This is a genomic window from Endozoicomonas sp. GU-1 (genome assembly GCF_027366395.1).
Lineage (GTDB): Bacteria > Pseudomonadota > Gammaproteobacteria > Pseudomonadales > Endozoicomonadaceae > Endozoicomonas.
The window spans coordinates 1,728,256-1,753,988 of the sequence record NZ_CP114771.1 but is presented as its reverse complement, the minus strand read 5'-3'; the positions used below and the strand labels follow the sequence as shown (position 1 = coordinate 1,753,988).

The 25,733-nt window shown below is 47.9% G+C and carries 25 protein-coding genes; 14 read left to right on the top strand and 11 right to left on the bottom strand.

The annotated features are described in order from the left end of the window. The first annotated feature begins 7 nt into the window (after positions 1 to 7). From O3276_RS07075 to O3276_RS07055, 5 genes are all read left to right on the top strand, one after another. Positions 8 to 1,222: an argininosuccinate synthase gene (locus tag O3276_RS07075; protein ID WP_209278593.1), complete on the top strand. Its 1,215-nt coding sequence runs from the start codon at positions 8 to 10 to the stop codon at positions 1,220 to 1,222. A gap of 313 nt (positions 1,223 to 1,535) precedes the next feature. Then, positions 1,536 to 2,243, top strand: a complete 708-nt coding sequence (locus O3276_RS07070; protein ID WP_269675001.1) for a hypothetical protein — start codon at positions 1,536 to 1,538, stop codon at positions 2,241 to 2,243. A 208-nt stretch (positions 2,244 to 2,451) separates the two neighbouring features. After that, positions 2,452 to 3,639 (top strand): hypothetical protein, encoded by a 1,188-nt coding sequence (locus O3276_RS07065; protein ID WP_269675000.1) that lies wholly within the window; start codon positions 2,452 to 2,454, stop codon positions 3,637 to 3,639. Positions 3,640 to 3,722: 83 nt separating this feature from the next. Then, entirely contained in the window at positions 3,723 to 4,721 is a 999-nt protein-coding gene (locus tag O3276_RS07060) for a TIGR02452 family protein (protein ID WP_269674999.1), read from the top strand. Positions 4,722 to 4,937: 216 nt separating this feature from the next. Further along, positions 4,938 to 6,170, top strand: coding sequence for an RING finger protein (locus O3276_RS07055; protein ID WP_269674998.1), 1,233 nt, complete (start codon positions 4,938 to 4,940; stop codon positions 6,168 to 6,170). A gap of 74 nt (positions 6,171 to 6,244) precedes the next feature. Here the strand turns inward: O3276_RS07055 and O3276_RS07050 are convergent, their stop codons facing one another. Further along, positions 6,245 to 7,612, bottom strand: a complete 1,368-nt coding sequence (locus O3276_RS07050; protein WP_269674997.1) for a hypothetical protein — start codon at positions 7,610 to 7,612, stop codon at positions 6,245 to 6,247. 100 nt (positions 7,613 to 7,712) lie between these two features. Here O3276_RS07050 and O3276_RS07045 point away from each other — a divergent pair, with 100 nt between their 5' ends. Continuing rightward, on the top strand, positions 7,713 to 9,131 hold the full coding sequence (locus O3276_RS07045) for a glycosyltransferase family protein (protein WP_269674996.1): 1,419 nt from the start codon (positions 7,713 to 7,715) through the stop codon (positions 9,129 to 9,131). Between the two features lie 18 nt (positions 9,132 to 9,149). Here O3276_RS07045 and mltC read toward each other — a convergent pair whose 3' ends face one another. The 5 genes from mltC to purM all read right to left on the bottom strand — a co-directional run bounded on the left by mltC (position 9,150) and on the right by purM (position 13,572). After that, positions 9,150 to 10,283, bottom strand: coding sequence for a membrane-bound lytic murein transglycosylase MltC (gene mltC / locus O3276_RS07040; RefSeq protein ID WP_269674995.1), 1,134 nt, complete (start codon positions 10,281 to 10,283; stop codon positions 9,150 to 9,152). Between the two features lie 261 nt (positions 10,284 to 10,544). Then, entirely contained in the window at positions 10,545 to 10,871 is a 327-nt protein-coding gene (gloA, locus tag O3276_RS07035; protein ID WP_442876569.1) for a lactoylglutathione lyase, read from the bottom strand. A 40-nt stretch (positions 10,872 to 10,911) separates the two neighbouring features. Then, complete coding sequence (locus O3276_RS07030) at positions 10,912 to 11,775, bottom strand: DUF3108 domain-containing protein (RefSeq protein WP_269674994.1); 864 nt, start codon at positions 11,773 to 11,775, stop codon at positions 10,912 to 10,914. Beyond that, positions 11,772 to 12,551 carry a phosphoribosylglycinamide formyltransferase gene (gene purN / locus O3276_RS07025; RefSeq protein ID WP_269674993.1) on the bottom strand — a complete coding sequence of 260 codons (780 nt, stop codon included), beginning with the start codon at positions 12,549 to 12,551 and terminating at the stop codon, positions 11,772 to 11,774. The genes O3276_RS07030 and purN overlap by 4 nt, the downstream gene beginning before the upstream one ends. After that, on the bottom strand, positions 12,526 to 13,572 hold the full coding sequence (purM, locus tag O3276_RS07020) for a phosphoribosylformylglycinamidine cyclo-ligase (RefSeq protein WP_269674992.1): 1,047 nt from the start codon (positions 13,570 to 13,572) through the stop codon (positions 12,526 to 12,528). The genes purN and purM overlap by 26 nt, the downstream gene beginning before the upstream one ends. Positions 13,573 to 13,917: 345 nt before the next feature. Between purM and O3276_RS07015 the strand changes: the two genes are divergently transcribed. From O3276_RS07015 to O3276_RS07000, 4 genes are all read left to right on the top strand, one after another. Next, a complete protein-coding gene (locus O3276_RS07015; protein ID WP_269674991.1) occupies positions 13,918 to 15,081 on the top strand; it encodes a DUF2066 domain-containing protein in 1,164 nt (387 codons plus the stop codon). A gap of 333 nt (positions 15,082 to 15,414) precedes the next feature. Next, positions 15,415 to 16,572, top strand: a complete 1,158-nt coding sequence (locus O3276_RS07010) for an ankyrin repeat domain-containing protein (RefSeq protein ID WP_269674990.1) — start codon at positions 15,415 to 15,417, stop codon at positions 16,570 to 16,572. A 361-nt stretch (positions 16,573 to 16,933) separates the two neighbouring features. Beyond that, on the top strand, positions 16,934 to 17,650 hold the full coding sequence (hda, locus tag O3276_RS07005) for a DnaA regulatory inactivator Hda (protein ID WP_269674989.1): 717 nt from the start codon (positions 16,934 to 16,936) through the stop codon (positions 17,648 to 17,650). A 97-nt stretch (positions 17,651 to 17,747) separates the two neighbouring features. Next, positions 17,748 to 19,778 (top strand): DUF748 domain-containing protein, encoded by a 2,031-nt coding sequence (locus O3276_RS07000; RefSeq protein ID WP_269674988.1) that lies wholly within the window; start codon positions 17,748 to 17,750, stop codon positions 19,776 to 19,778. Here O3276_RS07000 and O3276_RS06995 read toward each other — a convergent pair. Genes O3276_RS06995 through arsC form a run of 3 tightly spaced genes read right to left on the bottom strand, consistent with a single transcriptional unit; the run spans position 19,764 to position 20,880 of the window. Beyond that, positions 19,764 to 20,126: a DUF2069 domain-containing protein gene (locus tag O3276_RS06995; protein WP_269674987.1), complete on the bottom strand. Its 363-nt coding sequence runs from the start codon at positions 20,124 to 20,126 to the stop codon at positions 19,764 to 19,766. The genes O3276_RS07000 and O3276_RS06995 overlap by 15 nt on opposite strands. 41 nt (positions 20,127 to 20,167) lie before the next feature. Continuing rightward, positions 20,168 to 20,485 carry an antibiotic biosynthesis monooxygenase gene (locus O3276_RS06990; protein ID WP_269674986.1) on the bottom strand — a complete coding sequence of 106 codons (318 nt, stop codon included), beginning with the start codon at positions 20,483 to 20,485 and terminating at the stop codon, positions 20,168 to 20,170. 47 nt (positions 20,486 to 20,532) lie between these two features. Next, entirely contained in the window at positions 20,533 to 20,880 is a 348-nt protein-coding gene (gene arsC, locus O3276_RS06985; RefSeq protein WP_101746374.1) for an arsenate reductase (glutaredoxin), read from the bottom strand. Between the two features lie 179 nt (positions 20,881 to 21,059). On the opposite strand from arsC, the gene O3276_RS06980 reads away from it, so the two are divergent. From O3276_RS06980 to O3276_RS06970, 4 genes are all read left to right on the top strand, one after another. Then, positions 21,060 to 22,292 (top strand): YihY family inner membrane protein, encoded by a 1,233-nt coding sequence (locus O3276_RS06980; protein WP_269674985.1) that lies wholly within the window; start codon positions 21,060 to 21,062, stop codon positions 22,290 to 22,292. A 10-nt stretch (positions 22,293 to 22,302) separates the two neighbouring features. Continuing rightward, positions 22,303 to 22,434 (top strand): hypothetical protein, encoded by a 132-nt coding sequence (locus O3276_RS25455; protein WP_332328193.1) that lies wholly within the window; start codon positions 22,303 to 22,305, stop codon positions 22,432 to 22,434. Between the two features lie 67 nt (positions 22,435 to 22,501). Next, positions 22,502 to 22,993 (top strand): TlpA family protein disulfide reductase, encoded by a 492-nt coding sequence (locus O3276_RS06975; protein ID WP_269674984.1) that lies wholly within the window; start codon positions 22,502 to 22,504, stop codon positions 22,991 to 22,993. Beyond that, positions 22,986 to 23,258 (top strand): acylphosphatase, encoded by a 273-nt coding sequence (locus tag O3276_RS06970; RefSeq protein ID WP_269674983.1) that lies wholly within the window; start codon positions 22,986 to 22,988, stop codon positions 23,256 to 23,258. The genes O3276_RS06975 and O3276_RS06970 overlap by 8 nt, the downstream gene beginning before the upstream one ends. Here O3276_RS06970 and O3276_RS06965 read toward each other — a convergent pair. Further along, positions 23,255 to 23,803, bottom strand: a complete 549-nt coding sequence (locus O3276_RS06965; protein ID WP_269674982.1) for a lytic transglycosylase domain-containing protein — start codon at positions 23,801 to 23,803, stop codon at positions 23,255 to 23,257. The genes O3276_RS06970 and O3276_RS06965 overlap by 4 nt on opposite strands. A 90-nt stretch (positions 23,804 to 23,893) precedes the next feature. Then, positions 23,894 to 25,612 (bottom strand): proline--tRNA ligase, encoded by a 1,719-nt coding sequence (locus O3276_RS06960; protein WP_269674981.1) that lies wholly within the window; start codon positions 25,610 to 25,612, stop codon positions 23,894 to 23,896. Positions 25,613 to 25,733 lie beyond the last annotated feature (121 nt).

Sequence of the window (25,733 nt, the reverse complement as noted above, 5' to 3'; positions counted from 1 at the left end):
TTGAGCAATGAAAAAAATTAATAAAGTGGTTCTGGCCTATTCCGGCGGCCTGGACACCTCAGTGATCGCAAAATGGCTGGAAGACACCTATCAGTGTGAAGTGGTTACCTTTACCGCGGACCTGGGGCAGGGTGAAGAGGTAGAGCCAGCGCGGGCCAAGGCAGAAGCCCTTGGCATTAAACAGATCTATATCGATGATCTGCGCGAAGAGTTTGTCCGTGACTTTGTCTTTCCCATGTTCCGTGCCAATACCATTTACGAGGGTGAATACCTGCTGGGAACCTCCATTGCCAGGCCACTGATTTCCAAGCGCCTGATTGAGATTGCCAATGAAACCGGTGCCGATGCCATTGCCCATGGTGCTACCGGTAAAGGGAATGACCAGGTGCGATTCGAGCTGGGTGCTTATGCACTGAAACCGGGAGTTCAGGTGATTGCACCCTGGCGTGAGTGGGACCTGAACTCACGGGAAAAACTGCTGGCTTACTGCGATGAGCACGGTATTGCGGTGGAGCGCAAGAAAGGCAAATCGCCTTACTCCATGGATGCCAACCTGCTGCATATCTCCTATGAGGGCGGCATTCTGGAAGACCCATGGGCGGAGCCGGAAGAAGAGATGTGGCGCTGGTCGGTAGCGCCTGAATCCGCCCCGGATGTGCCGACCTATCTGAATCTGAGCTATCGCAAAGGGGATATTGTTGCCATCGATGGGGAAGCAATGACGCCAGCCCGGGTGCTTGCCTGCCTGAACCGGATTGGTGGTGAAAATGGCATTGGCCGTCTGGACATTGTTGAGAACCGCTATGTGGGCATGAAGTCCCGGGGCTGTTATGAAACACCCGGAGGCACCATCATGCTCAAAGCGCACCGGGCCATTGAATCCATTACCCTGGACCGGGAAGTGGCCCACCTGAAAGATGAGCTGATGCCGCGCTATGCCAAACTGATCTACAACGGCTACTGGTGGTCACCGGAGCGGGAAATGCTCCAGAAGATGATTGATGAAAGCCAGGAGCCCGTGAACGGTGAAGTTCGCCTGAAGTTGTATAAGGGCAATGTCACGGTGGTTGGCAGACGTTCTGATGACTCGCTGTTTGATGAAACTATTGCAACCTTTGAGGACGATGCCGGAGCCTACAACCAGGGGGATGCTGAAGGGTTTATTAAGCTGAATGCATTGCGGTTAAGGATTGCGGCGAATAAAGGACGAAAATTAGACTGAAAATGACAGGCCTGCATTTCAGGGTGCAGGCCGTTATCAGTATTATGGTATTAATCCACCTTTTACCAGGCTGTTCGGCCCTGTTGAGCTGAACTGATCAAAACAGGGCAACAGTTTATTTTCAACTAAACTACCCTCATCGGTGTTCATCTTGCTCAGCTATTCTCGGACAGATTCTTGGGAATGCTTCTGTCCCAGGCTTAATGCTTATTCTAATGTCGTCGTTAATGAAGAAGATTTACAGATAATGTTCCGAACGTATCATAATTTAATGCAGACAACGGGAGGTACAAACTTCGTAGAATTACCTCTTGTGACTGATAGCACCACACCATCGAGGTCTTGCTATTCAGGTCGGGACTTATCAAGACAAGAACCTGTTGAACTGACCCTCCCGCCCATTGATACATCCGGACCTTCTCCAGAGGTAGCACTCTTAAAGAGAAAAGTATCTCAACTTGCAGGTTCATTAGTAGAAGAGAAATCAAAAAGAGGACGAACAGAGCATGAAAATGAGCACCAACACAATCCGGTGATTAACGCTTTAGAACAACTGAAGGCCCTTTGCCGGAACAGAAACATCATCATCAAACCCACGTTAGATAAACTGATTCATTCCTGCCCGAATGAGTCGAAGATGCAACTGTTCTCTAAGCTTGGCATTTATTTTAGTCATTTGAACGATGCTGTTAAGAATACAGGTACGATTACCAGCATGCTATTGTGCGGAGAAGGGACCCCAAAAACAAAGCGAAAAATTAACCAGTTTTTGAGTACTGACGACTGTGATATCAAAGCAATTGCACTGTCTCCAGTTGTTACATCCATTTCTTCTATCTGTCATGCTTATGGCTTTCCCAAAGCCAGGGACGTGGATGCTCTGCTGAAGCTACCGAGCCTCCAGAAGAATGGCAAGCTTGACCGGAAACGACTGAGTTCTGTTTCTACCATCAATCATGGTAAAGGCGTTCCCAAAATTGTGGAAGAACTGCTGAAAAGACAGGGTTTACGCATCAAATAAGTACTAATAATTCCTCAAGTTTCTCATTGTCCCAGCCGGTTAAGGATGGAGAAGTTTTTTCTGTTTACTTCCTATTGAGCTTGTCCGACCAGTCGGGAAGCTGGGTTTACACCCTACTGTGTGATCACAACGCCTTTTACCTTGATCTTGAACTTTTGTTTGAAGAGATTGTCTATAACTTTTTATAACTAATTTAGGTGTTTATATTATGTATGATGCTTCTGTATCTCATCTATCAAGTCAGAGATTTGCTGAAGGTGCAACAACAGAATGTGCTGGTTGTCAGGGAGATCCTGTTGCAGAAAGTCCGGGCGAGGCAGGTGTTCAAGAGGTCGTGTCAGCTTTTGGCAGGCTTGTTACAAAACAACTTGAGCCAGTTAAAGACTCAATTAATCAGGTGAATCCTAAAAAAGTGAGTACGCTGGAAATTCTCGCCAGTGTTGCCAGTGATGGCAAACCACAAAAAACAAATTTTGAACGAATTGTTTATGTGATTGAATCTGTACCCAAAGAGAAGAGAGAGGCGGTATTGGCTTCATTAACTAAGTTGTTTAAAGCGAATAAAGTGGCTGATCGAGAAGGGGCTGAAGCCATTAAAGCGCATATAAGCGATCTCTTCCAGTCTCATGGTGATTTTGAAGTACCTAATGAAATTAAGGGATTACAAAAGCAACAAGAGCTATTAGCGCAACAGTGGACAAAAGAAAGATCTGAATTTTTGAATAAATTAGAAAAACATGTCGATGAATTAGAGCCTGAATGGTTTGAGGATAGAACCGTTGTTAAGCGGGAGGGGGGAGCGTACAATGTCTCGATAGGCTACGGAGGCAAGAAAGAGTCTTCGGATCTATTTTTGCATATTCCAGAGGGGGCAATAGACGGGGTTACCTGTAGAAAAAATGCAGTTACTTTTAAAGCAGGCGTTATGCATGGCACTACCGTGCAAAAGGAAGTCGACTTACTTATCCGTTCGCTTCGCAGAAAAGAACTTGCACATGCTGAGTGTGCCAGATTAGCGGATTACTCTACAACCAGGATGAGTATTTCCCTGAGGAGTGAACATCTATTTTCCGTGTATCTTTTACCTGAAGATAAAGGCGTTAAGATGGAAATTCTGCTACCGGGAGAAAACAGATTGGACTTGCCGGCCAGTGGTGATTTTAATACGAAAGTTCAGGCAAATATTGAGGATCAGAGAGTCTTCAGTGCTTTAAGCTATTGTCTTGGTAAAGGCGTTGAATTCTGTTTTGATCCAATGATAAACATGGATAATTTTCTGAAATATGAACTGATAACATTCAAGGGTGAAAAACAGGTATTTTTGGATGTGATGAGCCTGTTCATGAAAGCCAGATCGCCAAAAAATATTTCCTCTACCTCATTGATAGCTCATTGATATCTCATTTTTAATAATTAAATCTGTGAAATTGAAAAAGCAGGCCATACTGGGTAATCGGTTATACAATGAGGTCATATAAAATGCCACCGGTAACCAGTCAGCCTGCTGTAAAAGTGCCTCAATCTTGCCGGAGTAAACAGCAGAAACTCCGCGCTGCCGGGGCATTTGCCTCCTCAGCCAAGGGGCTTTCAGGCCGTTCAGGAAAACCCATTAGCACCAGGACAGTGGCATCATCACCCAAACGATGCGCCATGAATCCAGAGCAGGCAAAGTTCAGAGAAATAGCAACGAATACAGTAGATATATTGAACGATCAAGCGTTCAGGTTACATGGCAAAACAATAGATCTTAAAACAATCATTGACCGGTGTATTGACAATACCCTGTTCTATGCTCCCAACGACGCCATTACCCTTCAGCCCCGTGCAGATTTCTTCTTTCCCGATACTAATATCCAGGTTATCAGGGAAACCTCTCTGGCAGCGTGTCACCGGCTTGTCAGGGAGGAAGGCAAAGACCACGTGGCTTGCCTGAATTTTGCCTCTGCTGTTGAACCCGGGGGGATGTTCCGGGAAGGAACCAACACCCAGGAAGATAGCCTGGCAAGAGCCTCTGCGCTGTTTGCTTCTCTGGACAGTGACACAGGAAAGCAGATGTATGCTTATAACAACCAATATCAATACACCAATCGAGGGCTTTATTCTGATACGATCCTGTATTCACCGGATGTACCAGTCTTTAAAGATGATAACGGCAATCCGGAAGAACCTTACCTGGTCTCGTTTATCACCGCTGCGGCAGTGGACCTGCCTTATTGCAAAGGAATCCAGCAAAAGACTCTCCAGCAGACAATGTATACCCGTGCAAGAAAGATCCTGGCCGTCGCTGCCAATAATGGTGTGAAACATTTGATTCTTGGAGCCTGGGGCTGTGGGATCTTTGGCCATGATGCAGCTGATATTGCGCGGTTGTTCGCGTCTCTTTTGGCTGAGGATGACTTTAAAGAGCGGTTTGTCTCTGTGTCGTTTCCTATCACTGATCCGCAAATGCTGCGGGTGTTTGAAGGCCATCTGTCGTGAACAGGGTATAGAAGTCCTGGTGTTGCGGAAGTGTTGGTTATCTTGTCAATGATCATGCCTCTGTTTCTATCTGGCCTCACATTTCGTGGAGCCCGGTTTTATCCGTTTTCTTATGAATACTCATCCTCTGAATCCGAGTCTTTTACTCGCGTCGCCGGGATAAAAAGCAAATTTTGATGGTCTGAAGAAGCAAACAGGATCAGAGGTTTCAGAGCTATGAATATTGCCGGTGCAAGTCAGACGACAACAATCGATTATTTGTCGTTAAAGGGTAATCGAAAATCATTAACATCAGCAGAGGATGGGTCAGAAAAAGCTGCTGCTGTAAAGTTTCTTGCAAAGCTTGAATGCCTGTCATGTGAGGATGTATATGAAAAACCACTATCTACTCGTTGCTGTGGTAAAGTTTTATGCGCAGATTGCTACCTGTCATTTCCTGATCCCAAAAAATGTCCAATCCACGGGTTAGAGTTTAAGGGCTCAATTCAAGATGACTTAAAATGTCACGATCGTATAATTAATAATCAAATAGAGGAAAGTGTAGGCCTTTTTAAGGATGTTCCATCTACCGTAACAAGTATCGATAAGCGTAAAGGTAAGGCGCAGAATGACGCGATACAACTGATTAATTCCAGTGCCACGCCAAGTCCGGATAGAACCCGCCAGCCAGTCAGGCAAAATGAAAGGGTGGAGAATGCTGGAGGCTATGATAATGTAAATTCTTTGTCATCTTCAGAATCGGGTCATATTTCCTCTTCCTTTGGCAATAGAGCCTTCAACTTTCAAGCTTCAGGCCCTTACTCTGTGAACTCTTTTCCTGACATTGGTATGAGCATCCGATCAGCCGGTAATCTTCTCCATGTAGTAGCCGGAGATGGTATCAATTTTAATGGAAGACAGATTCGAGGTTCAAATCTGGTTATTCATAATGGTGAGGTTGTGTCTGGTCACAATGTAACGGTTACAACTCCGGGCCGTCAAAGAGCCCCTGTCAGCGAATATGAGTTTAGAGAAGATAATGTTGATTTTATTGATATACATACCAATCAGGGAGATATCCTTATCAAAGGACAATGCCTCGTAAACCAGCATCAGGTGTCAGTTATATCATCCAGAGCACCAAATCTCAGAAATAATAATCTTAGCCTCCATTGTAATGAAAATGTTCAGCTGAGAATCCCGGAGTCATTTGTTGGCGGAATGCAATTACATACTAATATGGGAGATATTGTTACCCATCGGAGCTACAGAATTAAATCCGGAGGAAGGCTTCATACCAATATGGGAGATATAAATGTTAAAGTTGATAGTTTGCTTGTCAATGCATTTGGAAGAACTAATTTGGGGGGTAGTGTTGTAAATGTACAGAATCAATATGTTCATTGGGGGCGTCAGGTGTTAAATTGTGAAAGTAATGCGGGTGATGTTTATATATGTGATCAGGGTTAATCGGGTATGCTTCTAAAACGCCCAAATTATCTCAGGTGTTTCATAAACGTTGTCACCGTCGTGCTGGCTATTGCTTATTTTTCTTCATCGATACTTTTTTCCTTTAACCATTTTTTCCAGAAATCCTTATCCCCTCTATCTGCAAATCGACTGTTCTTTGACCATTCTTTATGTTGGGACAGGAATTCGTTTATCATCTCATCCACTTTTTTAGTATCTTCATCACTGCTTGCTTCTGATTTTAAGTTCATCATAAGAGTACTGTTTGGTAGTGGGTATTCAAAATGACCATTAGTGTATAGCTCTTTGATCTGAGTTATCAGGCGAACAATTGTCGATAACTTTTTGTTATTTGTTGCACCCTCTTTAATCTTTTTTAACTGGTTTTCTAATGGTCTGATGACCCTTTTGACTTTAATTCCTGCATCAAATTGTAAACCTGCTATTGAATAGATCAGGTTTTTATCGGTGTTGCGGGTAATTAATTCATCAATGTCGTCGATGTTTTCCAAAATATCTTCAAGTCTGTCAGCAATGTTCATTTTCAGTGTTTCAATAAGGTCAGATAACTGATCCAGTCGATCTTTATCAGGGGTCAATTCTTCAGGATTGATAGCTTTCAGTTTTTTAATTTGATCCTTTGCAAATCCAGTGTAGGGTAAAAAATTCGTGTAAAATGTATCTTTATGTTCTCTTAATTCTGAAAAAAAACCATCACCTCCCTCATATAAAATCAACTCGTCACTAATATGCAGTAAATCCAGAGCGGCAGGGTTATAGTTCAAGCACTGCCAAATAAATACAGGCAAAGAGCATATCATGACATCGATATTTTTTTCTGTGTTTTTTTCAAACCTGTGACACGTACCACGAATTTTTGGCTGATATTTTTTTGGTAATATTTTTGTATCAAAATTAAAGTCACAAAAACGTTTAACAGGCCTGGTGTTTTTTGTGATTATATATAAATCAATATCGGAAGAAGCAGTTGTAGTACAGTGCATACTGCTTCCATTAAAAGCAATTACTACAACATCATGGATATTGATCGAATAAAAGTCTAAAAAACTGAAGGTTTCAGGGTTTTGTCTACGTAATAATGCTCTCATTCCACTTGAATAAGAGGAGTGGTTATTTTTTAATTTGATGGTGCTGATTTCTCTTTGAATCAAACGGGTGTATCGTCGTATATGGTCAAGGGAGAGGTCAGTATCTTTGGGCTCAGATTCCATTAATTCAATACACATTCTTTTGGCCATTTCAAGTGTATTTGTATATTCCAAAGAGTGGGAGCTGTCAGGAATTTCCCTATCTTTTTCAAAAAATGACACTGATTTACAGCTAAATTCGGGTAGTAGATGCTTTTCTTTTATATGCTGTTTTAATTCATTCTTCGATGGGGAAAGGTTATTACAAAAGCATTGAATTCCTGAAGGTGTCATATGCCTGATCCTCAATATAATTACAACATTCCAAGATTACAGAATATGCATCGACATATATTTATAGTCCAATTATCACAAAGTTTACTGAGAATTTACCATGAATACATTAGCAATTAATGCACTACGCCCAGAGTTTGATAGTTATCATCATAACGAAATTCAAAGTAAAGCCGCTAAACTATGGAATCGGATATGTCGGGCTTATTCGCCCAGGTATCAACACATTAAAACGGTTCTTACGGACAATTTGGTTGAATACTTTAACCAACATTTAACAGCTGATCAGCTGCCGATCAATCGTCTTGTTTTTCCTGTGTCAGATGAAACACTTAAAACCTTTTTGTCACACTATGATGCTATTGAACAATGTTGGTCCTGTTGCTCCGGTTATCTATCCCGGCACAATTTACCTGAATCTGATTATGAAGAGTCTATAAGACAGCTGTACGATGGTGAAGAACAATCGGCAGAGGTAAAAATTTTATTCGGTATCCAGGGAATGGGTAATGGTCATTTGACGCGCTCTCGACTTCTTGCCAAAGCATTGGCCGATCGTGGGGCCAAAGTTCAATATCTTGTTTCAGGTCGTCAGAAGAATACACTTAATGATATGGAGGTGTTTGGTGATTATTTGCACCGCAATGGATTTACTGTTATATCGGAAAATGGCCGTTTGAATTTCTTTCAGACATTCATGCATTTAATGCATGACAGCTTTGGATTTATACGTGATATCTGGACGTTAAATGTGAAGGACTATGACCTTATTATCTCTGACTTTGAACCGGTCACGGCCTGGGCTGGGTATTTAGCTAACAAGGCAGTTGTTGGCTTTGGTCATCAGTATTCGTTTGACTTCGATGTGCCTGTATTGCAGAGATTTTCAATTTCAAGGTTGGCGGTAAAACTCTTTGCTCCGGCCACAGAAACTATCGGGCTACATTGGGTTAATTTTAACAATCAGCCCATCTTGCCTCCGATCATCGACACAACAATGCAACCATGCCCGGATAAAAATCATCTTGTTGTCTATTTGCCCTTTGAAAATCAGGATACGGTTGCTCATTTATTGAATAAATTTTCGGGATACCGGTTTAAAATTTATGGCCCCAGGGCACCGGAGGTTGTTGGCAATGCGGAGTTTTTTCAAATGGGCGTAAAAGGCTTTAAAGCAAGTCTACAGTCATCCAGAGGGGTGATTTGTAATTGTGGATTTACGCTTATCGCCGAATGCATGCACATTGGATTACCCATTCTGACTAAACCACTCAAGGGGCAAATAGAACAATTATCCAACGCCTATACACTTGAAAATCGACACCTGGCTGAAGTGTTCTATTGTCTGACTTATGAAAATCTGAAGCCCTTTATAGAGACCGCCCGGCGTAAAGAGGCTAATCCATATCCCAATGTAGCGGATGCATTGGCCGACTGGGTTGTCTCTGGTCGTAGAGAGACGGTTGCTGAATTGTCTGAAAAGCTCTGGCAGAGTCAACGAGCCAAGTGCACATTATGATATCGAAAAACGCAACCGTTAAATATTTCCCTGATAAAAATCCTTCTGAGCGGTAGAGACTTTTTCCAGGTAACGCCTGCTTTCTCCCCGAGGGTGTTTCTGTGTCAGTGCCCAATATACCTGGTTTGGCTTCAGGCCGTTGATTTTCTGTATGGCACGATCACGGCTGTTGCGATCAAAGGTGGCGAAGACATTACCAGCACCGCCATTATAGGCGGAGATGATCGTATATTTCCGTGACAGTGGATCACGGATCTGCTTCAGGTAATGATTTTCCAGCAGCGACAGGTACGCTGTTCCGGTATCAATATTGTTATGGGGCTGAAAGAGCCAGTTTTTGCTGGGCTGCCCGGGCAGTTTTTTCACTCTTTCAAACACATCCCGACCTGCCGTTTTGGGTATGATCTGCATCAGGCCATAGGCATTTGACGAGCTCACGGCATAGGGGTTGAAGCTGCTTTCCGTGCGAATCACTGCGTAAATCAGGCTCTCTTCAACATCATAAATGCGGGCGTATTTGCGAACCAGGCTGGCGTATTGATATTGTCGTTGTGATAAGTGGTCTTCCACCAGTTCAAAGTCCACGGCGTAAATCCGTCCCTTTGGGGATCGCCGGGTGGTCAGCTGGTTTTGAATCAGGTAATCGGCATACCTCAAGGCGCGCCACTGCCAGCGGATGGGCTGCTTTTCATGATCCAGTACCTGTCCATACAGCATGGGCTGTTCACCAACCGGCACATCTCTGTCGCTGAACAGATCCACCTGATCAGGGGCATAGGGCGTCAGTAGAATAGCAGCAATCGCTTTTCTTAAGTCCGAACGATCCTGGGTTTCCACATGAACCTTACCGGAGTCAAAATCAACAAATACCCGGGTTCGGTAGTGGTTGGTGTATTTCACATACTCTTTACTGCTGGCCTTTTTCTCATCCCCCCAGGCCACCCTGGCTTCCTTGATTAAGATGCGAACCAGTGCCTCAAAAGCAATGACGTCCTTTTCCCGGTCCATGGCATTGCCGACAGGGCCAAGCTCCTCCAGTGCCGCGTTAGTGACGTAATTGGCTCCATGGCTATTGGCCTGCCCGGAAGAGCAAGCGGTGATCAGAGGTGATGATAATGCAGTCAATAAGATGAGGGTGCAAAGACGGGGCATTATGGCATCCATGTCGTTTATCGGTTCTGTGATTACTTTTCTGGATTTTGTAGCCGTCCGGGTCCTCTGCAAATGTTATTGCCGAATCGAATACACTAAAGCAGAAGTATTAATTTTTTCTAAAAAGTTTCAAAAACTGCCGTCCTCGCTACGGGCGGGCGCTATTCTCGAACAGCCTCTTAGCCGTTAAGCCCTTCAGAAGCGGCTTTGGCTTGAATCAGCTCGATTTTGTAACCGTCCGGATCTTCCACAAACGCTATTTCAGTGGTCCCCCCCAAGCACCGGACCCGGTTCCCGGGTAATTTTGCCGCCAGCCTTACGGATGGCATTACAGGTGGCATAAATATCATCAGCGCCCAGGGCAACATGACCAAAGGCGTTGCCCAGGTCGTACTGATCAGTGCCCCAGTTGTAGGTGAGTTCAATCACTGCCTGCTCCGACTCATCGGCATAGCCAACAAAAGCGAGGGTGTACTGGTACTGTTCGTTGTCGTGCTTTCTCAGCAGTTTCATGCCGAGAATTTCCGTATAAAACTCGATGGATCGATCCAGGTTGCCAACACGCAGCATGGTGTGAAGAAATCGCATTTCAGGCTCCTTCAGGTTGCAGAAATAAGAAAAATAGTGATCAGGGATGTTTGGGGCGTTCTGACAGTCTGGTGGTTGGTTTCTTTTTCAGTGGCTTGCCGTCAATGGCAGCCTCTTTGATCTCAATGGTATAGGCCGTGCCTTTTTCTTCCTGCAGCAGCTTTACCAGAAAGTAGTCATGGTTTTTGGCAAACCAGATCCAGGTGGCCCGTTCATCACTGTCTCTGCGTATTTTGACTCTGACGGTTTTCAGGTTGCCAAGGTCCGTTTTTAATATCTCTTCACCTTCGATGGTGAATTGGCGTTGATAGACTTCATCGTCATCGGCAACGACATAGTTTAGCGGTTGGCCATGGGCAGCCGCCAGATCCATACGCAGTTTCAGCTGGTAACTCAGGTTGTCCAGGGTTTCCGGTTTCAGGTCCATCGACCACTGCCGGTCCCCCTGTTGCCAGTTGACCTTATTGCTGGACCAGTCAAAGGTGGCATATTCCGTTGGTTTGTTGCCCAGCCCGGTTCTTTGTTGCACGTATTGGCTGGTGATCAGTTGCACACCTTGACTGGCAAAATGGCTGGTCTCTTTCATCCCGAAAAATGCCGCATCGGCACTGAACTCAAGGGTCCAGGTGCCATCAGCATTTTGTCTCAGGGATCTTTCGCCGGATCCACCAAAGGGCATCCCCTTGATGGATGCTTTATAGGTTGCGGAGTATGGCTTGAGCGTGAAAGCGCTATCCGGTTTTTTCGTCTGGGAGGCAGCAAAGCCGGTATTGCCCGCCAGCACCAGGGTCAGGGCTAGTGCCGCTCTCAGAGTGCCCGGGCCATAGTTGCCGGGATGGGTTGTTATGGATTCTTTCATGCTCACTGTGTGGCGATGAAAAAGCGTATGAATCGAATTGATCATGCCAGTTCCAGGGCGTTTTCCTGCAGTTGGTAGCCCAGTGGGTCAATAGGGTGATCATCCAGTAGCACGTTGTCACCCTTCAGTTGCAGCCTGCCGGAGGTGATCAGATGTACGGCCAGGGGGTAAATCTGGTGCTCCATGGCCTGAACACGTTGTTTCAGACCCTCTTCATTATCGCCGGGCCCGACACTCATTGAAGCCTGAATGATATGGGCACCGCTGTCCAGTTCTGGTGTGACAAAGTGAACAGTACAGCCATGGCGGGTTTTCTTATCCGCAAGTACCCGACGATAGGTGCCAAGACCTTTGTATTCCGGGAGCAGGGAGGGGTGAACATTGATCAATCTGCCAGCGAATTTTTCCACAAACTCGGGGCCTAGAATTTTCATATATCCGGCCAGTACCACAAGGTCCGGCTCAAAGCGGTTAACCTCTTCCACCAGTCTCTGGTCAAAGGCACCCCGGGAGGAAAAGATTTTGTAGTCCAGGCCAAGGGCAGCCACTTTGTGCTGTCTGGCCCTTTCCAGCCCGTAAGCCTCTGGTACGTTGCTGACGACCCCGACAATTTGATAACTGTAGTGATGTTCTTGATCCAGAAGTGCCTGAAGGTTACTGCCGTTGCCTGATAACAGAACGACAACTCGCTTTTTCTCGCTCACTGCTGTTTCCTGAATGCTGTCAATGGTTTTGTGATTGGAATCCGGTTGGCCAGAGTGACATGGCACCCGGGCCAGATATTGGTCAGGACGGTTATTGAAACACCACAGGATCGCCATCGCTGTCTGCGGATTCAATATGGCCGATAATGACGCTTTCTTCTCCCAGCGCTGCCAGACGCCGGATTGCCTGCTCCCGATGGCCTTGTGGGATGCAGAGCACCATACCGATACCACAATTGAAGGTACGGTACAGTTCAAAGGTCTCAATATTGCCTTTTTCCTGCAGGAAACGGAAGATGGCCGGGATTTCCCAACTCTGTGTGTTGATCACCGCACGACAGCCCTTGGGAATAACCCTTGGCAGATTCTCTGGCAAGCCGCCCCCGGTAATGTGAGCCATGGCGTGGATCGGCAGTTCCTTTTGCAGCTGCAGCAATGATTTGACGTAAATGCGGGTTGGAGCCATCAGGTGTTCTGCCAGAGGCTTGCCTGCCAGCGGGGCGCTGAGGTCTGAACCGGCGACTTCCAGAACCTTGCGGATCAGTGAATAACCGTTGGAGTGTGGTCCGCTGGATTTCAAACCGATTAACACGTCACCGGGGGAGACGTTGCTGCCATCAATGATTTCAGACTTTTCCACCACGCCGACACAGAAACCCGCCAGATCGTAATCGTCACCCTGGTACATCCCGGGCATCTCCGCCGTTTCACCCCCGATCAGGGCGCAGCCAGACTGTTCACAGCCTTTGCCAATCCCGGTGACCACGCGTTCAGCCACATCCACATTTAATTGGCCGGTGGCGTAATAGTCCAGAAAGAACAGGGGCTCGGCACCACAAACCAGCAGGTCGTTGACGCACATGGCCACCAGATCAATGCCGATATGGTCATGCATCCCCAGGTCCATGGCCAGCTTCAGTTTGGTACCCACGCCATCGGTGCCGGAAACCAGAACCGGTTCTTTGTATCCGGCTGGCAGTTGGCACAGCGCTCCAAAACCGCCCAGGCCACCCATTACCTCAGGGCGGGAGGTGGCCTTTGCTACCTGTTTAATGCGCTCAACCAGAGCGTTGCCAGCGTCGATATCGACACCTGCATCCTTGTAACTCAGGGAGGTTCTGGAATCCGATTTGTTCATTGATATCAATCCGCTTGTTGCCAGAGCTTGTTACCACCGGCGGTGCCGACAGTGTTTTAATCCGGACTGTTCACTGACCGGGGGCGGTGTTCAGTCCAACACGGTTTGGGTGGATGAAGGCGGCTATTCTAGGAGGCTGTGGTATTTATCGCAATGCTGTTACCGCATTGTCGCTGATGTCTGGTGGTAATTTTTGGTAATTTGGATCTGATTTCAGGGTGAGAAGTGATTACCATAGTGCATTTTCAATGCCCGCAGTTGTCCAGACGTTGGCAAATGCAGTATTTTTTGCCGGATTTATGGCAGAATGATGTTCATTTGATTTTTATGTACAGGATTTTATTGATGCCTGTGGCTAAGCGATGCAACGCTCTCCTGCGAAACCTGATCAGTCCGCTGACCTTACTGTCTGCCCCTGAAGCCCGTTCAGCCGTTAAGGCGGCCGGTCTTGTAGTGGGTCTTCTGGTATTGTCCATATTGCCTGAAAATACCCATGCGGCCTTGGTCAAAGGGCTATACAGTCAGGAAGTGCCAGTGTCCGGACAAGGTTACCAGGAGCGGGCGGATGCCATGTCTCAGGCACTGGCAGAGGTGCTGGTGAAAGTGGCCGGACAGCGTGAGGTGCTGGCCAACAGTGTGATAAAAAGTGCGCTGGCCAAGCCGGAAGCCTACATTCGCAAGTTTGGTTTTCGCAGCTCTTCTGCTGATCAGGCGTCCTCCCTCAACCGTCAGCAGTATTTGCAGGCGGTATTTGATGACCAGGCAATTAACCGCCTGCTGCGCAGTGCCGGTGTGGCCATCTGGGGGCAGAGCAGACCATCGACACTGGTGTGGCTGGCGGTGGAGAGCGTTGGGCAGCGCTCAATCGTCAATGCTTCAGGGACTCTTCCCGCAGTGTTTGCCGAGAGCTTTCAGGGGCGTGGCTTGCCGGTGCTCTTTCCGTTGATGGACTTTGAAGATGCCGGGGCGATTTCCACCGTTGATGTATGGGGCGGCTTTACCCACAAATTGCAGGACGCTTCCCGGCGTTATGGTTCTGAATCGATTCTGACCGGGCGTTTGTCCCGTGCTCTGTCACCGGACGCTCTGGCGCAAAACGAACGCTACAATGGACGGTTGACGCTGATATTCCGGGGAATAAGTCAGTCTGTGGCGGTTAATGGCCTGGATGCTGTTGCGTTGACACAGCTGGCCGCTGATCTGGTAGGCACAACCCTGTCCCGGCACTATGCTATTGATGCCTCCGATGCCAGTGGCAAGACTCTGCTGGTGGTTGAGAATGTTGTCAGTCTGGACGATTATGCCGCTTTGAATAAATACCTTGAGCGGATCACCGCCATTCGTGATGTGTCTGTTCATCGGGTGGCAGGTTCAACAATTGAGTTGGAGCTGGTTATTGATGGCTCTGAAAGCCAGTTGGCCGATGCCCTGGCCCTGGGTCGAAACCTCCGGCCGGTTGCACCGGGTTCTGACTCTTCGGCAACTATGCGCTACAGTTGGTCTTACTGACAGGCTCCTGGCTGTTTGCTGTCAGAGTTATACTATGCGGTGGTCCATGTGATTAGTAGTGATAGTTCTTGCACAACCGGCTGGAGTTATTTGCGGTATCAAGGCAGTACCCGGGATGCACAGGTTGCAGCTCCTGTAGTCAGAAATACCAAACCATTATCGTGTTTTAACCGGTCGCTTTGGTCTCTGGAAAATACCCCGGCCTGCCCTGGCTTGAGCAATCGTTTTTCAGAGATTGGTGAACCGGTCAGAAGATCGGTTTCCTTACCCGATTTGACCACTTGCCCTTGTGAAAATAATGAGCCTTCCCGGTGTAGCAAGAAGAGGATGCCAGTGCTTTTGACGCAGGGGGAGGCAAAGCAGTGGGGCAGGGAATCTGAGTTAAAGAGTGATGGAGGTAATGCTGCCAAACGTCTACTCACAGCTATCGAAAATAACGATAGTGAAGTAGTCCAATCCTTAATCCACGAGCCTCTTCTTGATTTTAATATGGAGGTAATCAGTAAAACTTCGCATCGCTGGTGCACTCCTTTAATGCTGGCGATTGAAAGAAATTTCCTGGAGCTTGCCAGGATTATACTCAAGGTTGAGACGGTTGAGATTAATAGGGTTTTGGGTTCGAATGCTTTGCATGTGGCGGTACAAGAGGGCAATGCTGACGCTGTTAATCTGCTATTGCGTTCAGGGGCAGACGTTAATATCCAGGATGTGAATGGCTGGACAAGTCTGATGAAAGCCTGCAAGACAAAAAATGAGGATATTGTCAGATCGTTGCTTGATTATCAGGCAGATGTGACATTGGTTAATCTGTTCGGATTATCGGCCCTCAATATACTGGTTAATGATTATGGTGCTGAGAGACCCGATCTATTGGCGTTGCTGATTGAACATGGGGCTCCTGTTGATCAATGCGACATGAATGCCTGGTTTCCGCTGATAATAGCCATCAAGAATGGGAGCTTGCAGTATCTTCAAATTTTGCTGGGTGAAGGCTGGGAAAAAGCGACCTGTCAAAACGAAGGGCTGGTTTTTTTGTTTGCAGCTGTGTATGGGAATGAGTCCTTACTCAGGTATTTGTACGAAAAAATGCCGAAGAACTTTTTATCGTTTAAGGATATCGATAAGTATTGTTCATTGCGAGGCGTTGATGTTTCGCACTACAAGACGGTATTAACCTTATTAAAAGAAAGGTATGGGGATCTTTTATCGCCTGAACTACCAGAAACTTTTTTTTCTCTGAAAAGCCAGTGTTGTCGAGTCATTCAACGACAGATGTTAGATAGAGGTTTTGATCAGCTTCCCCTGTCGGCAAATTTGAAAAACTATTGCGCTCAGATTCAATTACCCATTCTTGTGGATAACGAGGAAGAACTCCGGGCCTTTTACAGATCTGAATATGAAACTGAAGATCGTGAAGATGGGGCTTTGGCATGGGGCAGTCTACCTCCGGTTGATTCGGTGGATTGGTTTCATGAAGAATTCTGGGGGTAGCGTATATAACCATCGCCTTTGAAGTTACTACTTGCTTATAGCCCTGCCCAAGGCCGAGATAATTATGGTACTCTTGCACCACCTGCATAGAAACGACAAGGCCAGCAATCTTTGCCATGCCGGAGCAGCCGAAGAGAAAGACTGATACACTTTTGTTGTCCTGTTTTTGTCATACTCTTTCTCTGTTAACAAACAGCCCATATAGTGTCATAACGGTTGCAAAGCAGGGCTGAAGACGATTTATTGACCGGTCTATTGATATCAGTCAATACCGGTTGATAATTGAACGGTTTTATTGTGTTACTGTCTTTTGTAATGTTGCAGTTTCTGTTGTCAGTATCACACTACCTTTACGGATTTGATGTCCATTATGAGTTTGCCTGTGCAGCTACCGCTCAGTGTCCAGTTAAGAGACGATGCCACGTTCGCCAACTTCTACAGTGGGCGAAATGAGACGCTGGTCAATCTTCTGGATATGGATAGATCGGTTCCCGGCATCGAATCCGAGCAGTTTATTTTCCTCTACGGCCCCAAAGGGGTTGGCTGCAGCCATCTGCTTCAGGCGGCCTGTCATCAGGTGGACCGGCGCAGCGGGCGAAGTATTTATCTGCCCATGAAAGAGCTGGTTTATTACTCGCCAAAGCTTCTGGAAGGTATCGAGCGGCTGCAGCTGGTGTGCCTTGACGATATTGGTGAGGTTGCCGGTATCGATGAGTGGGAAGAAGCGCTGTTTGATCTGTTTAACCGCCTCCGGGACTCCAGAACCCGGTTTCTGGTGGCGGCGGACAATCCTCCCAGGGCGCTGGGGATTCAACTTCAGGACCTGGTCTCCCGCCTTGGCTGGGGCTTGGTATTTCAGGTGCACCCACTGGATGATCGGGACAAAGTCGCAGCGCTCAAACTTCGGGCCCATTACCGTGGCTTTGACCTGAGTGATGACGTTGCCCGCTTTATTATTCACCGTGGTTCCCGGGATATGGGCAACCTGTTTACCTTGTTGCATAAACTGGACAGTGCCTCTCTGCGCGCCAAGCGCAAGCTCACCATTCCCTTTGTTAAGGAAGTCATGAGCTGGTGACCATAAAATTCCGCATCAGGTGTGGTGAAAACCTTGGGGGTTGGTTGTTGCGGAATTTTTAGGGTTAAGGAGTGGTTATCAGGTTTGGAGCTGGCCTATGTGGTTGAGACAGGTTGGTGGTTTTCAGTTTGTGGGGCTTTTGGGGCTGCTTTTTCTGGGGGGGCTTTCTATTTCTGGGTGGTGGTGGTTTGCCCAGGTTTCTGATCGGGTTTTGAACAGCTTTTATCAACAGACAGGGCAACGCCTGTCTGGTAAAGACATTACTTTTGATCCATGGCAGCGTCGATTGACTGGCAGTGATATTCGGGTGGAAGAGCAAGGGATTCAGTTTACTGCTCAGAAGGTCAGTGTCGTGTTGAACTATCGCCATTGGTGGGGGGCGTGGTTTGGTGAGGATGTTGAATCGTTAAGTGGGGTTGAACTGGATGATGTCAGCATCGCTATTGATCCGGAGTTGATTGCCTTGCCTCTGCCGACGCTCTTTCAAAGGCTGTCCATCAATCGTGGCCGCCTTTCCGTCAGCGGAATAGATCAGCCACTCTCTTTTGACCAGCTGACGCTGGTGAAAGAAGAGGAAGGCAGAATCAGGATTTATTCAGACAGTCGTGATGGTGAGAGCTGGAGCTTCTCAGGCGTTTATGAGGTCAGTAAAGGCTTGCTGGATGGTGAAGTGAGGCTGGTCGAACTGCCTTTGTCCGCGCTGGTTAACGCAGTGCCTTTTAATGTATTGGCGACGCAGAATAATGAGCTGTCTGCCAATGACCGTTTTTCCGGGTCAGTGAGTGCCACATTATCACTGTCCTGGGATAAGCCGGGCGGCCTGATCCTGAAGGGCGATGCAGAAGGGCACAGTGGGCAGCTCTTGTGGTCGGGACTATCTGCCCAATGGCAGCAGTGGCATCTGAATAACCTGCAATTTCATGGCAATGATCCTGCACAATCTACGGCAGAGCTGGCTATTTCAGGTCTTGATCTGAGAGTGCCAGAAACACTGGCAGGAGAATTTTCCGTTCAGTTAATGCCAACCTTACCTGCTGGCATTACTCCGCTTGCTATTAACGACAGTCGTCTTGAACTGGCAAACGGCCATTCACCTTGGCTATTTGAAAACGTAAATGGAAGGCTGGTTGCCGATGGTATTTCGGGGAAAGAAAAAAATTCCCGAACCTATCAGTTCAGTGCTGCACTGGCCAATATTGGGGATTTGCAGTTGAGTGGTCGATTATCCGGCTCTGATAATGATTTTGCGTTTCAGCTCAACGATGCTCGTCTTGCAGGTCCTTTAAAAAAGTATTCGGCTGTTGCTGGTTATGATATGCAGGGTAGCCAATTTGACTTGAGTTATAACAGTCAAATACATACGGGGCAGCTTGATATTTCTGACTTGCAGGCAAAAAAGATCGCAAACAGCTTGCCGGTTTCATCCATCCATTTATTAAAAGCCCTGATAACGGATTCATCAGGTAGAGCGGCTATCCCGTTTTCCCTTGAGCCCGGAAAATCGAGATTATCACAGCGTATCTATCGGGCGGTTGAGCAACGTGTTATGGCCATTGTCCAAGCTCCGTTCGACTACCTTTCCCATACCACAGGTCATGCACTTGAACCTGTGCTTTACCATGAAGCGGGTAAAGCGAAATTAACACAGCGATCACAAAAGAACCTGGTAAACCTTAAGAAAGCGCTTATCGAGAGGCCAGAGTTGAATGTGTTGATTAATGTGGGTGTTTCTGAATCCAGAGATTGGCCAGAGCTCTCACTTTATGAACTGGAAAAGGCATTGCTGGAACTGTACGCCGCAACCAGTTCAGTGGAGCCTGCTGAGGTGATCGCTATTCCACCCGGGGTGCGGGCATCGCTTGTGGAGCAAATGTATCTGGCTACCCGACGTCACCAGAAAATCCCTGAAGTGGGTGAACAATCACCCGGGCAGAGGGTTCAGGAAGCCGAACGCTGGTTGTTGAAAAACTGGCCAAAGACGCCTGGTCAACTGGAGCGCTTGCAAAAGGCCAGATACGACTATCTGAAAAGTGAAACTGGCACGGCGTCCGGGCATATTGAGTTGCAGTTATCATCAGGCCCGGACCGAAAAGGGAGGGAGCCGGTGTCGATACTAACTCTCCAATAACCTGTTCGCCTGAGCCTGCCAGCGCACAAACATCATGGAAGTAATAAATAACAGTACGCTGAATCCGGTGATCAGCCAGCCCTGGGGTTGTTCCGGCCTGAACCATGCTTCAAGAACGCCGCTGATAAAATAAAAGCAAAGGATAAAACAGAGCCAGGAGGCTGCTCTCAGGCCGCGCTTCAGAAGGCCGGGAAGTGGCAAAAGCAGTGGCAGTATCTGCAGGGCGGAGATACCAAAGATCGAACCCGGTGGCGGATTCAACCACCAGGTTTCTGCCAGTAGAGAGAGAATCAGGCCAGCATAGAGGGCAAGGCAGACTTGGTAGATTTGGTTGGCTTTTTGCTGCATATACATCTCGGATTAAGGGGCTGATGGGAAAGTGATCAAGCTTATGCTGCTGAAGATGTCTGCAAATAGTCGTCGCTTACTTCCAGCTGGTATACGATCTTTAATTGAACAAGACAATCTTTCATTCTCTGGCGAGCCTCAAGGTATAGAGCATCGGTCAGATCATGATCCTTTTCCCATTGTTGGCGATCTGGCCATTGAGCATAACCGACCATAATGTTTGGGTTATCTGAAGTGTGCAGTCTTGAGCCAAAGCTGCCACATTTCTGGTAGATGACTTTTGTCACTTCCAGCCATGCTTTGCGAAACTCAGTCTCATTACCTTGTTTGATCTCAAATTCATAAACCGCTATGAACATGCCGGTGTCCTGTCGCCAAGTATAACTGTTATTCTTTTGGCTATCTCTTAGAGAATCTCAAGCACAGACTCAGGAGGGCGGCCAATTCTGGCTTTTTCGCCGTTGACCACAATGGGGCGCTCAATCAATCTGGGAAACTCGCACATAACGTTGATCAGTTGCTCTTCCGTCAGGGATGGATCTTTGAGGTTATTATCCTTGAACTCCTGTTCACCTTTACGAAGCAGGTCCCGGGCATTGATGCCCAGTTTGCCCAGAATGGCTCTCAGCTGATCCGCATCCGGCGGGCTTTCCAGGTACAGCACCACCTCAGGACTGATTCCCTGTTCTTCCAGAATACTCAGGGTTTGACGGGATTTTGAACAGCGTGGGTTGTGAAAGATAGTAATGCTCATGATGACCTTGCCTGGTGTATTTCACAGGACTATAGATATTTTCCGCAAAGCCTACCAATCTCTATGGATGCTCTGCAAATCATTTGTAATAGATGTCGGATGTACAGTCAGGAAGTAAACCTGTCTCTTTCAGCCTCTGAATTCGGTACACTTATCTCTCGTTTGACAGGGAGTTCATCATGGCACCGGTACTGCAATTCTGGTCATCTTTCCAGAGTTTTTTCACGGCGGTTATTAAACGCTTTCTTGATAACCGCTGCATTGAAAATGCTGCGGCACTGACCTATACGACGCTGTTCGCCGTGGTGCCACTGATGACGGTCACCTACAGTATCCTGTCTGCGGTGCCCAGTCTTCAGGATGTTGGAGACACCATTCAGAACTTTATCTTTACCAGTTTTGTGCCTTCGACGGGGGAGATGGTTCAATCTTATCTGAACGATTTTTCCCAACAGGCAAGAAAATTAACCAGTATTGGTATCGCTTTCCTGCTGGTCACTTCCTTTCTGATGCTGAGAACCATTGATAAGGCATTGAATACTATCTGGCAGGTGGCGCATGTGCGCCGTGGCATGACCGGTTTTCTGCTGTACTGGGCCATTCTCAGCCTGGGGCCTGTGCTATTGAGTGCCGGGTTTCTTACGACTTCTTATCTGGCATCCTTCAAACTGGTTTCTCATACCACAGCCATACTGGGCGCAGAACAGTGGCTTTTGCGCCTTATGCCGGTTGTTCTCAGTACATTGGTTCTTACTCTGCTGTATACGGCGGTGCCCAACAGAAAAGTGCCGGTTCGTCATGCGCTGGCCGGTGCGGTTTTTGTGGCCATTCTGGTTGAACTGGCCAAGGCAGGCTTTACCTTATTTATTACTCTGTCGCCTACCTATCAGCTGATTTACGGTGCTTTTGCCGCTGTGCCTCTGTTTCTGCTCTGGGTGTATTTGAGCTGGCTGATGGTGCTGTTTGGTGCGGTTCTGGTTCGATCCCTGGATCTTTATGGCAAACAGGCCGGTGGTGAGCGGCCGCACCCGTTAATCTCGATTTTATTAATCCTTAAGCAGTTGCAGGAAAAGTTTGAACAGGGTCGGGGGTTGCATTACAGCGATCTGCGCAAACGTGATCTTCCGGTTTCTCTTGATGATTGGGAGGGTCATACTGCCCGGCTGATGGCCATGGGGTTGATCAGCAAGAGCGATGACGGCGAATGGCTCCTTGCCAGGGATCTCAGACACATCAGTCTGTTTACTTTTTGTGAGCAGTTGCCCTGGCCAATGCCTCAGGATGAGCAGCTCCGGAATATTCTTATCGCTGATGATCCGAACTGGTTATCTGATCTGATTCAGAGGTTGCAGACAGTAAACAGTGCCAGACTGGAAGCGCTGGAACTGTTCGCTGGATCAGCTACTGTCTAAATAGCGGGTATTGGCAGCTTTTGGTCAACTTGATCAGGTGCTGACTGTGGCTAATACTGAATTGCGATTGCCCGGTAAGCCGGACCTTTATGGAACCCGGCGGCTGAGTGTGGTTCTGGCTCTTGCTATGGGCATCAGCTAGAGCGGGTTAAACGGGAGTTGCATAACATAGTGTGTCCTTCCCGATGAATGTTTTTTCGGAGGTATTCGTGAGGATAACAAAAACATTGGAATACTTTCTGGTGTTTGTACTGTTGGGGGCTCTTGTGGCCTGTAGCAAGCCAGTGACTTTTGCGGATTTAAACGGCAACCCTGTTGCCATTGCCAGCGAAAATGGTCAATGGCTCGCGTTGAATTTCTGGGCAGAATGGTGTGACCCTTGCCGGGAAGAGATTCCGGAGCTGAATAAGCTGGCCAATGACGGTCAGGTCAGGGTGCTGGGCGTTGATTTTGACAACAGTCAGGGGGAGGCGTTAATCAAGAAGGCAAAAGCCCTGGATATCCGTTTTCCGGTGCTTCGGGAGTCGCCACTGACGGTGTTGAACGAGCCTCCTCCCCAGGTGTTGCCCGCCACATATATTATTTCGCCGGAAGGTAAAGTGGTGACCAAATTGTTTGGACCACAGACCAGGAAAAGCCTTGAAGAGCAGATTCACAAGTTAAGTAAACACCAATTACAGGAAACCTCGTCCAATGGCTGATGTATGCAAAAGAGCCTTTGTTGAAGGCAGGGTACAGGGTGTCTGGTTTCGAGGTTCAACCCAGGAGCGAGCCCGTCGCCTGGGCATTGGTGGCTGGGCAAGAAATCTGCCGGATGGACGGGTTGAAGTGTTAATGTGTGGCTCAGAAGAAGCCGTTGCCAGGCTGGAAGAGTGGCTTCATAAAGGACCACCTCTGGCCAGGGTGGTTAATATTGCCATTACCGAAGAGTCGCTGCAGGCGTTTGACTCGTTTACCACGGGTTAATTCACAACCCAGTGACGTTCCCAGTTGGTCAGTACGCGCTCCGGATACCAGGTTTTGCCCAGGCTGCCATTATATCGGGCCAGAGCCCTGGTCAGATTGCCATTTTCTTTCTTAAGGTAATAACTGAGAATGGTGCAGCCATAGCGCAGGTTGGTCTGGATAGTGATGAGGTTGTCCTTATCCCGGCCAATAACATTTTTCCAGAACGGCATAATCTGCATTAAACCCAGGGCACCAGCCGAAGACACCGCATACTGGTCAAAGGCAGATTCTGTCTGAATCAGTGCCAGCACCAGCTCCGGTTGTAAATCTACCTTGGATGCTTCGAAGTGAATCATCCTGAGCACCTCAAGCCGAAGGTCCGGGTCTTTAATAAACCGGGCCAGACGGGCAGACATATCAACCAGCCAGACCTCGGCGTCAAACTGATCGTCAAAGCTGCTGGGTTGATCCAGTGAGCGTGACAGCACTTCCTGTAAAATCGGGTCGTGCCATTCCGCCTGACTGGCTGCTGGCATAACAAGAGCCATGACAAGAACGGCCACAATCCCAAAGCCCGGAATCGGGCTTTGGGCATGGCAGTTTTCAGCAAGCTACTTATAGCGGGTAAAAGGCTGTCAGCAGTTAAAGTACCGTTAGCGATTTGTGCGTTTTTTAAGCAGTTCGATAATTTCACTGAGCTGAATATCTTCTTTATTGTTTGCAGTGCGGTGCTTGTATTCCACCATGCCATCGGCCAGGCCACGGTCGCTGAGAACCACGCGGTGCGGAATACCGATAAGCTCCATATCGGCAAACTTAACTCCGGGGCTGGCTTTTCTGTCGTCCATCAGCACTTCAAAGCCTGCTGTGGTCAGTTCCTGGTAGAGTTTTTCGGCCGCTTCACGGACTGCTTCGGATTTTTCGATCTTCAGAGGTACCAGGGCGATCTGGAAAGGCGCGATGGCTTCCGGCCAGATAATGCCACGGTCATCGTAGTTCTGCTCAATGGCGGCAGCGGCGGTTCTGGAAACGCCGATGCCATAGCAGCCCATGGCCAGCGGAATGCTCTTGCCATTTTCACTGAGAACCCTGGCGTTCATGGATTCGCTGTATTTGGTACCCAGCTGGAAAATATGGCCCACTTCGATACCACGCTTGATAAACAGCTGCCCTTTACCACAAGGGCTTGGGTCACCTTCCTGAATATTGCGCAGATCTTCAACGCGGCTGAAGGTGCAGTCACGCTCCCAGTTGATGCCGAAGTAGTGTTTGCCTTCGATATTGGCACCGGCACCAAAGTCGGCCATTTTTGCTACGGTTCGATCAACAATCACCGGCATTGGGCAGTTAACCGGACCAAGTGAACCAGGGCCGGCACCCATGATGTTTTTAACTTCTTCTTCGGTGGCAAAGCGCAGGGGAGCGGCCACATCCGCAAGGTTTTCCGCCTTGACTTCGTTAAGCTCGTGATCGCCACGGATCAGCAGGGCAATGAACTCGCTGTCAGCGTCCTCTGCAGCCGCAACAATCAGGGTCTTGATGGTTTTTTCAACAGGCAGGTTGAACTGTTCTACCAGTTGATCGATGGTCCGGGCATCCGGAGTGTCCACCAGTGTCATCGCTGCAGAGGGGGCAGGGCGGTTACCAGCAGGGGCAATGGCTTCTGCTTTCTCAATGTTGGCTGCGTAGTCGCTCTGGTCACTGAATACGATGGCATCTTCACCGGACTCGGCCAGTACATGGAACTCCTGGGAACCACTGCCGCCAATGGCGCCACTGTCAGCCTGCACTGCACGGTATTCAAGACCCAGACGGTCAAAGATACGGCAGTAGGTCGCGTGCATATTCTGATACTCAGCTTGCAGACACGCTTCAGTGGCATGGAATGAATAGGCGTCTTTCATCAGGAATTCGCGGCCACGCATCAGGCCAAAACGTGGGCGACGCTCGTCACGGAATTTGGTTTGGATCTGGTACAGGTTGATTGGCAGCTGCTTGTAGCTGTTCAACTCGTTACGGGCAATATCGGTAATGACTTCTTCATGGGTTGGGCCAATCACAAAATCACGACCGTGGCGATCCTGAAAGCGCAGCAGTTCAGCGCCAAATTGATCCCAGCGACCGGTTTCCTGCCACAGTTCCGCCGGTTGTACTGCAGGCATCAGGGTTTCCAGTGCGCCAGAGCGGTTCATCTCTTCACGGACAATGTTTTCTACTTTTTGCAGGACCCTGAGACCCAGAGGCAGCCAGGTATAGAGGCCGGATGCCAGTTTGCGGATCATACCGGCACGCAACATCAGCTGGTGGCTGATGACCACGGCATCGGCAGGCGTCTCCTTAAGGGTTGGAATCAGATACTGACTGGTTCTCATGTGCTCATTTACCAGGCTGTTCAAAAAAGCGTGTCAAAATTTGACGTCAATTAATGCGGCATTTTAAGGCCAATCGGTTATTATACCAACCGCTGTTGCAAAATCCCCTGATTGGTTGTTC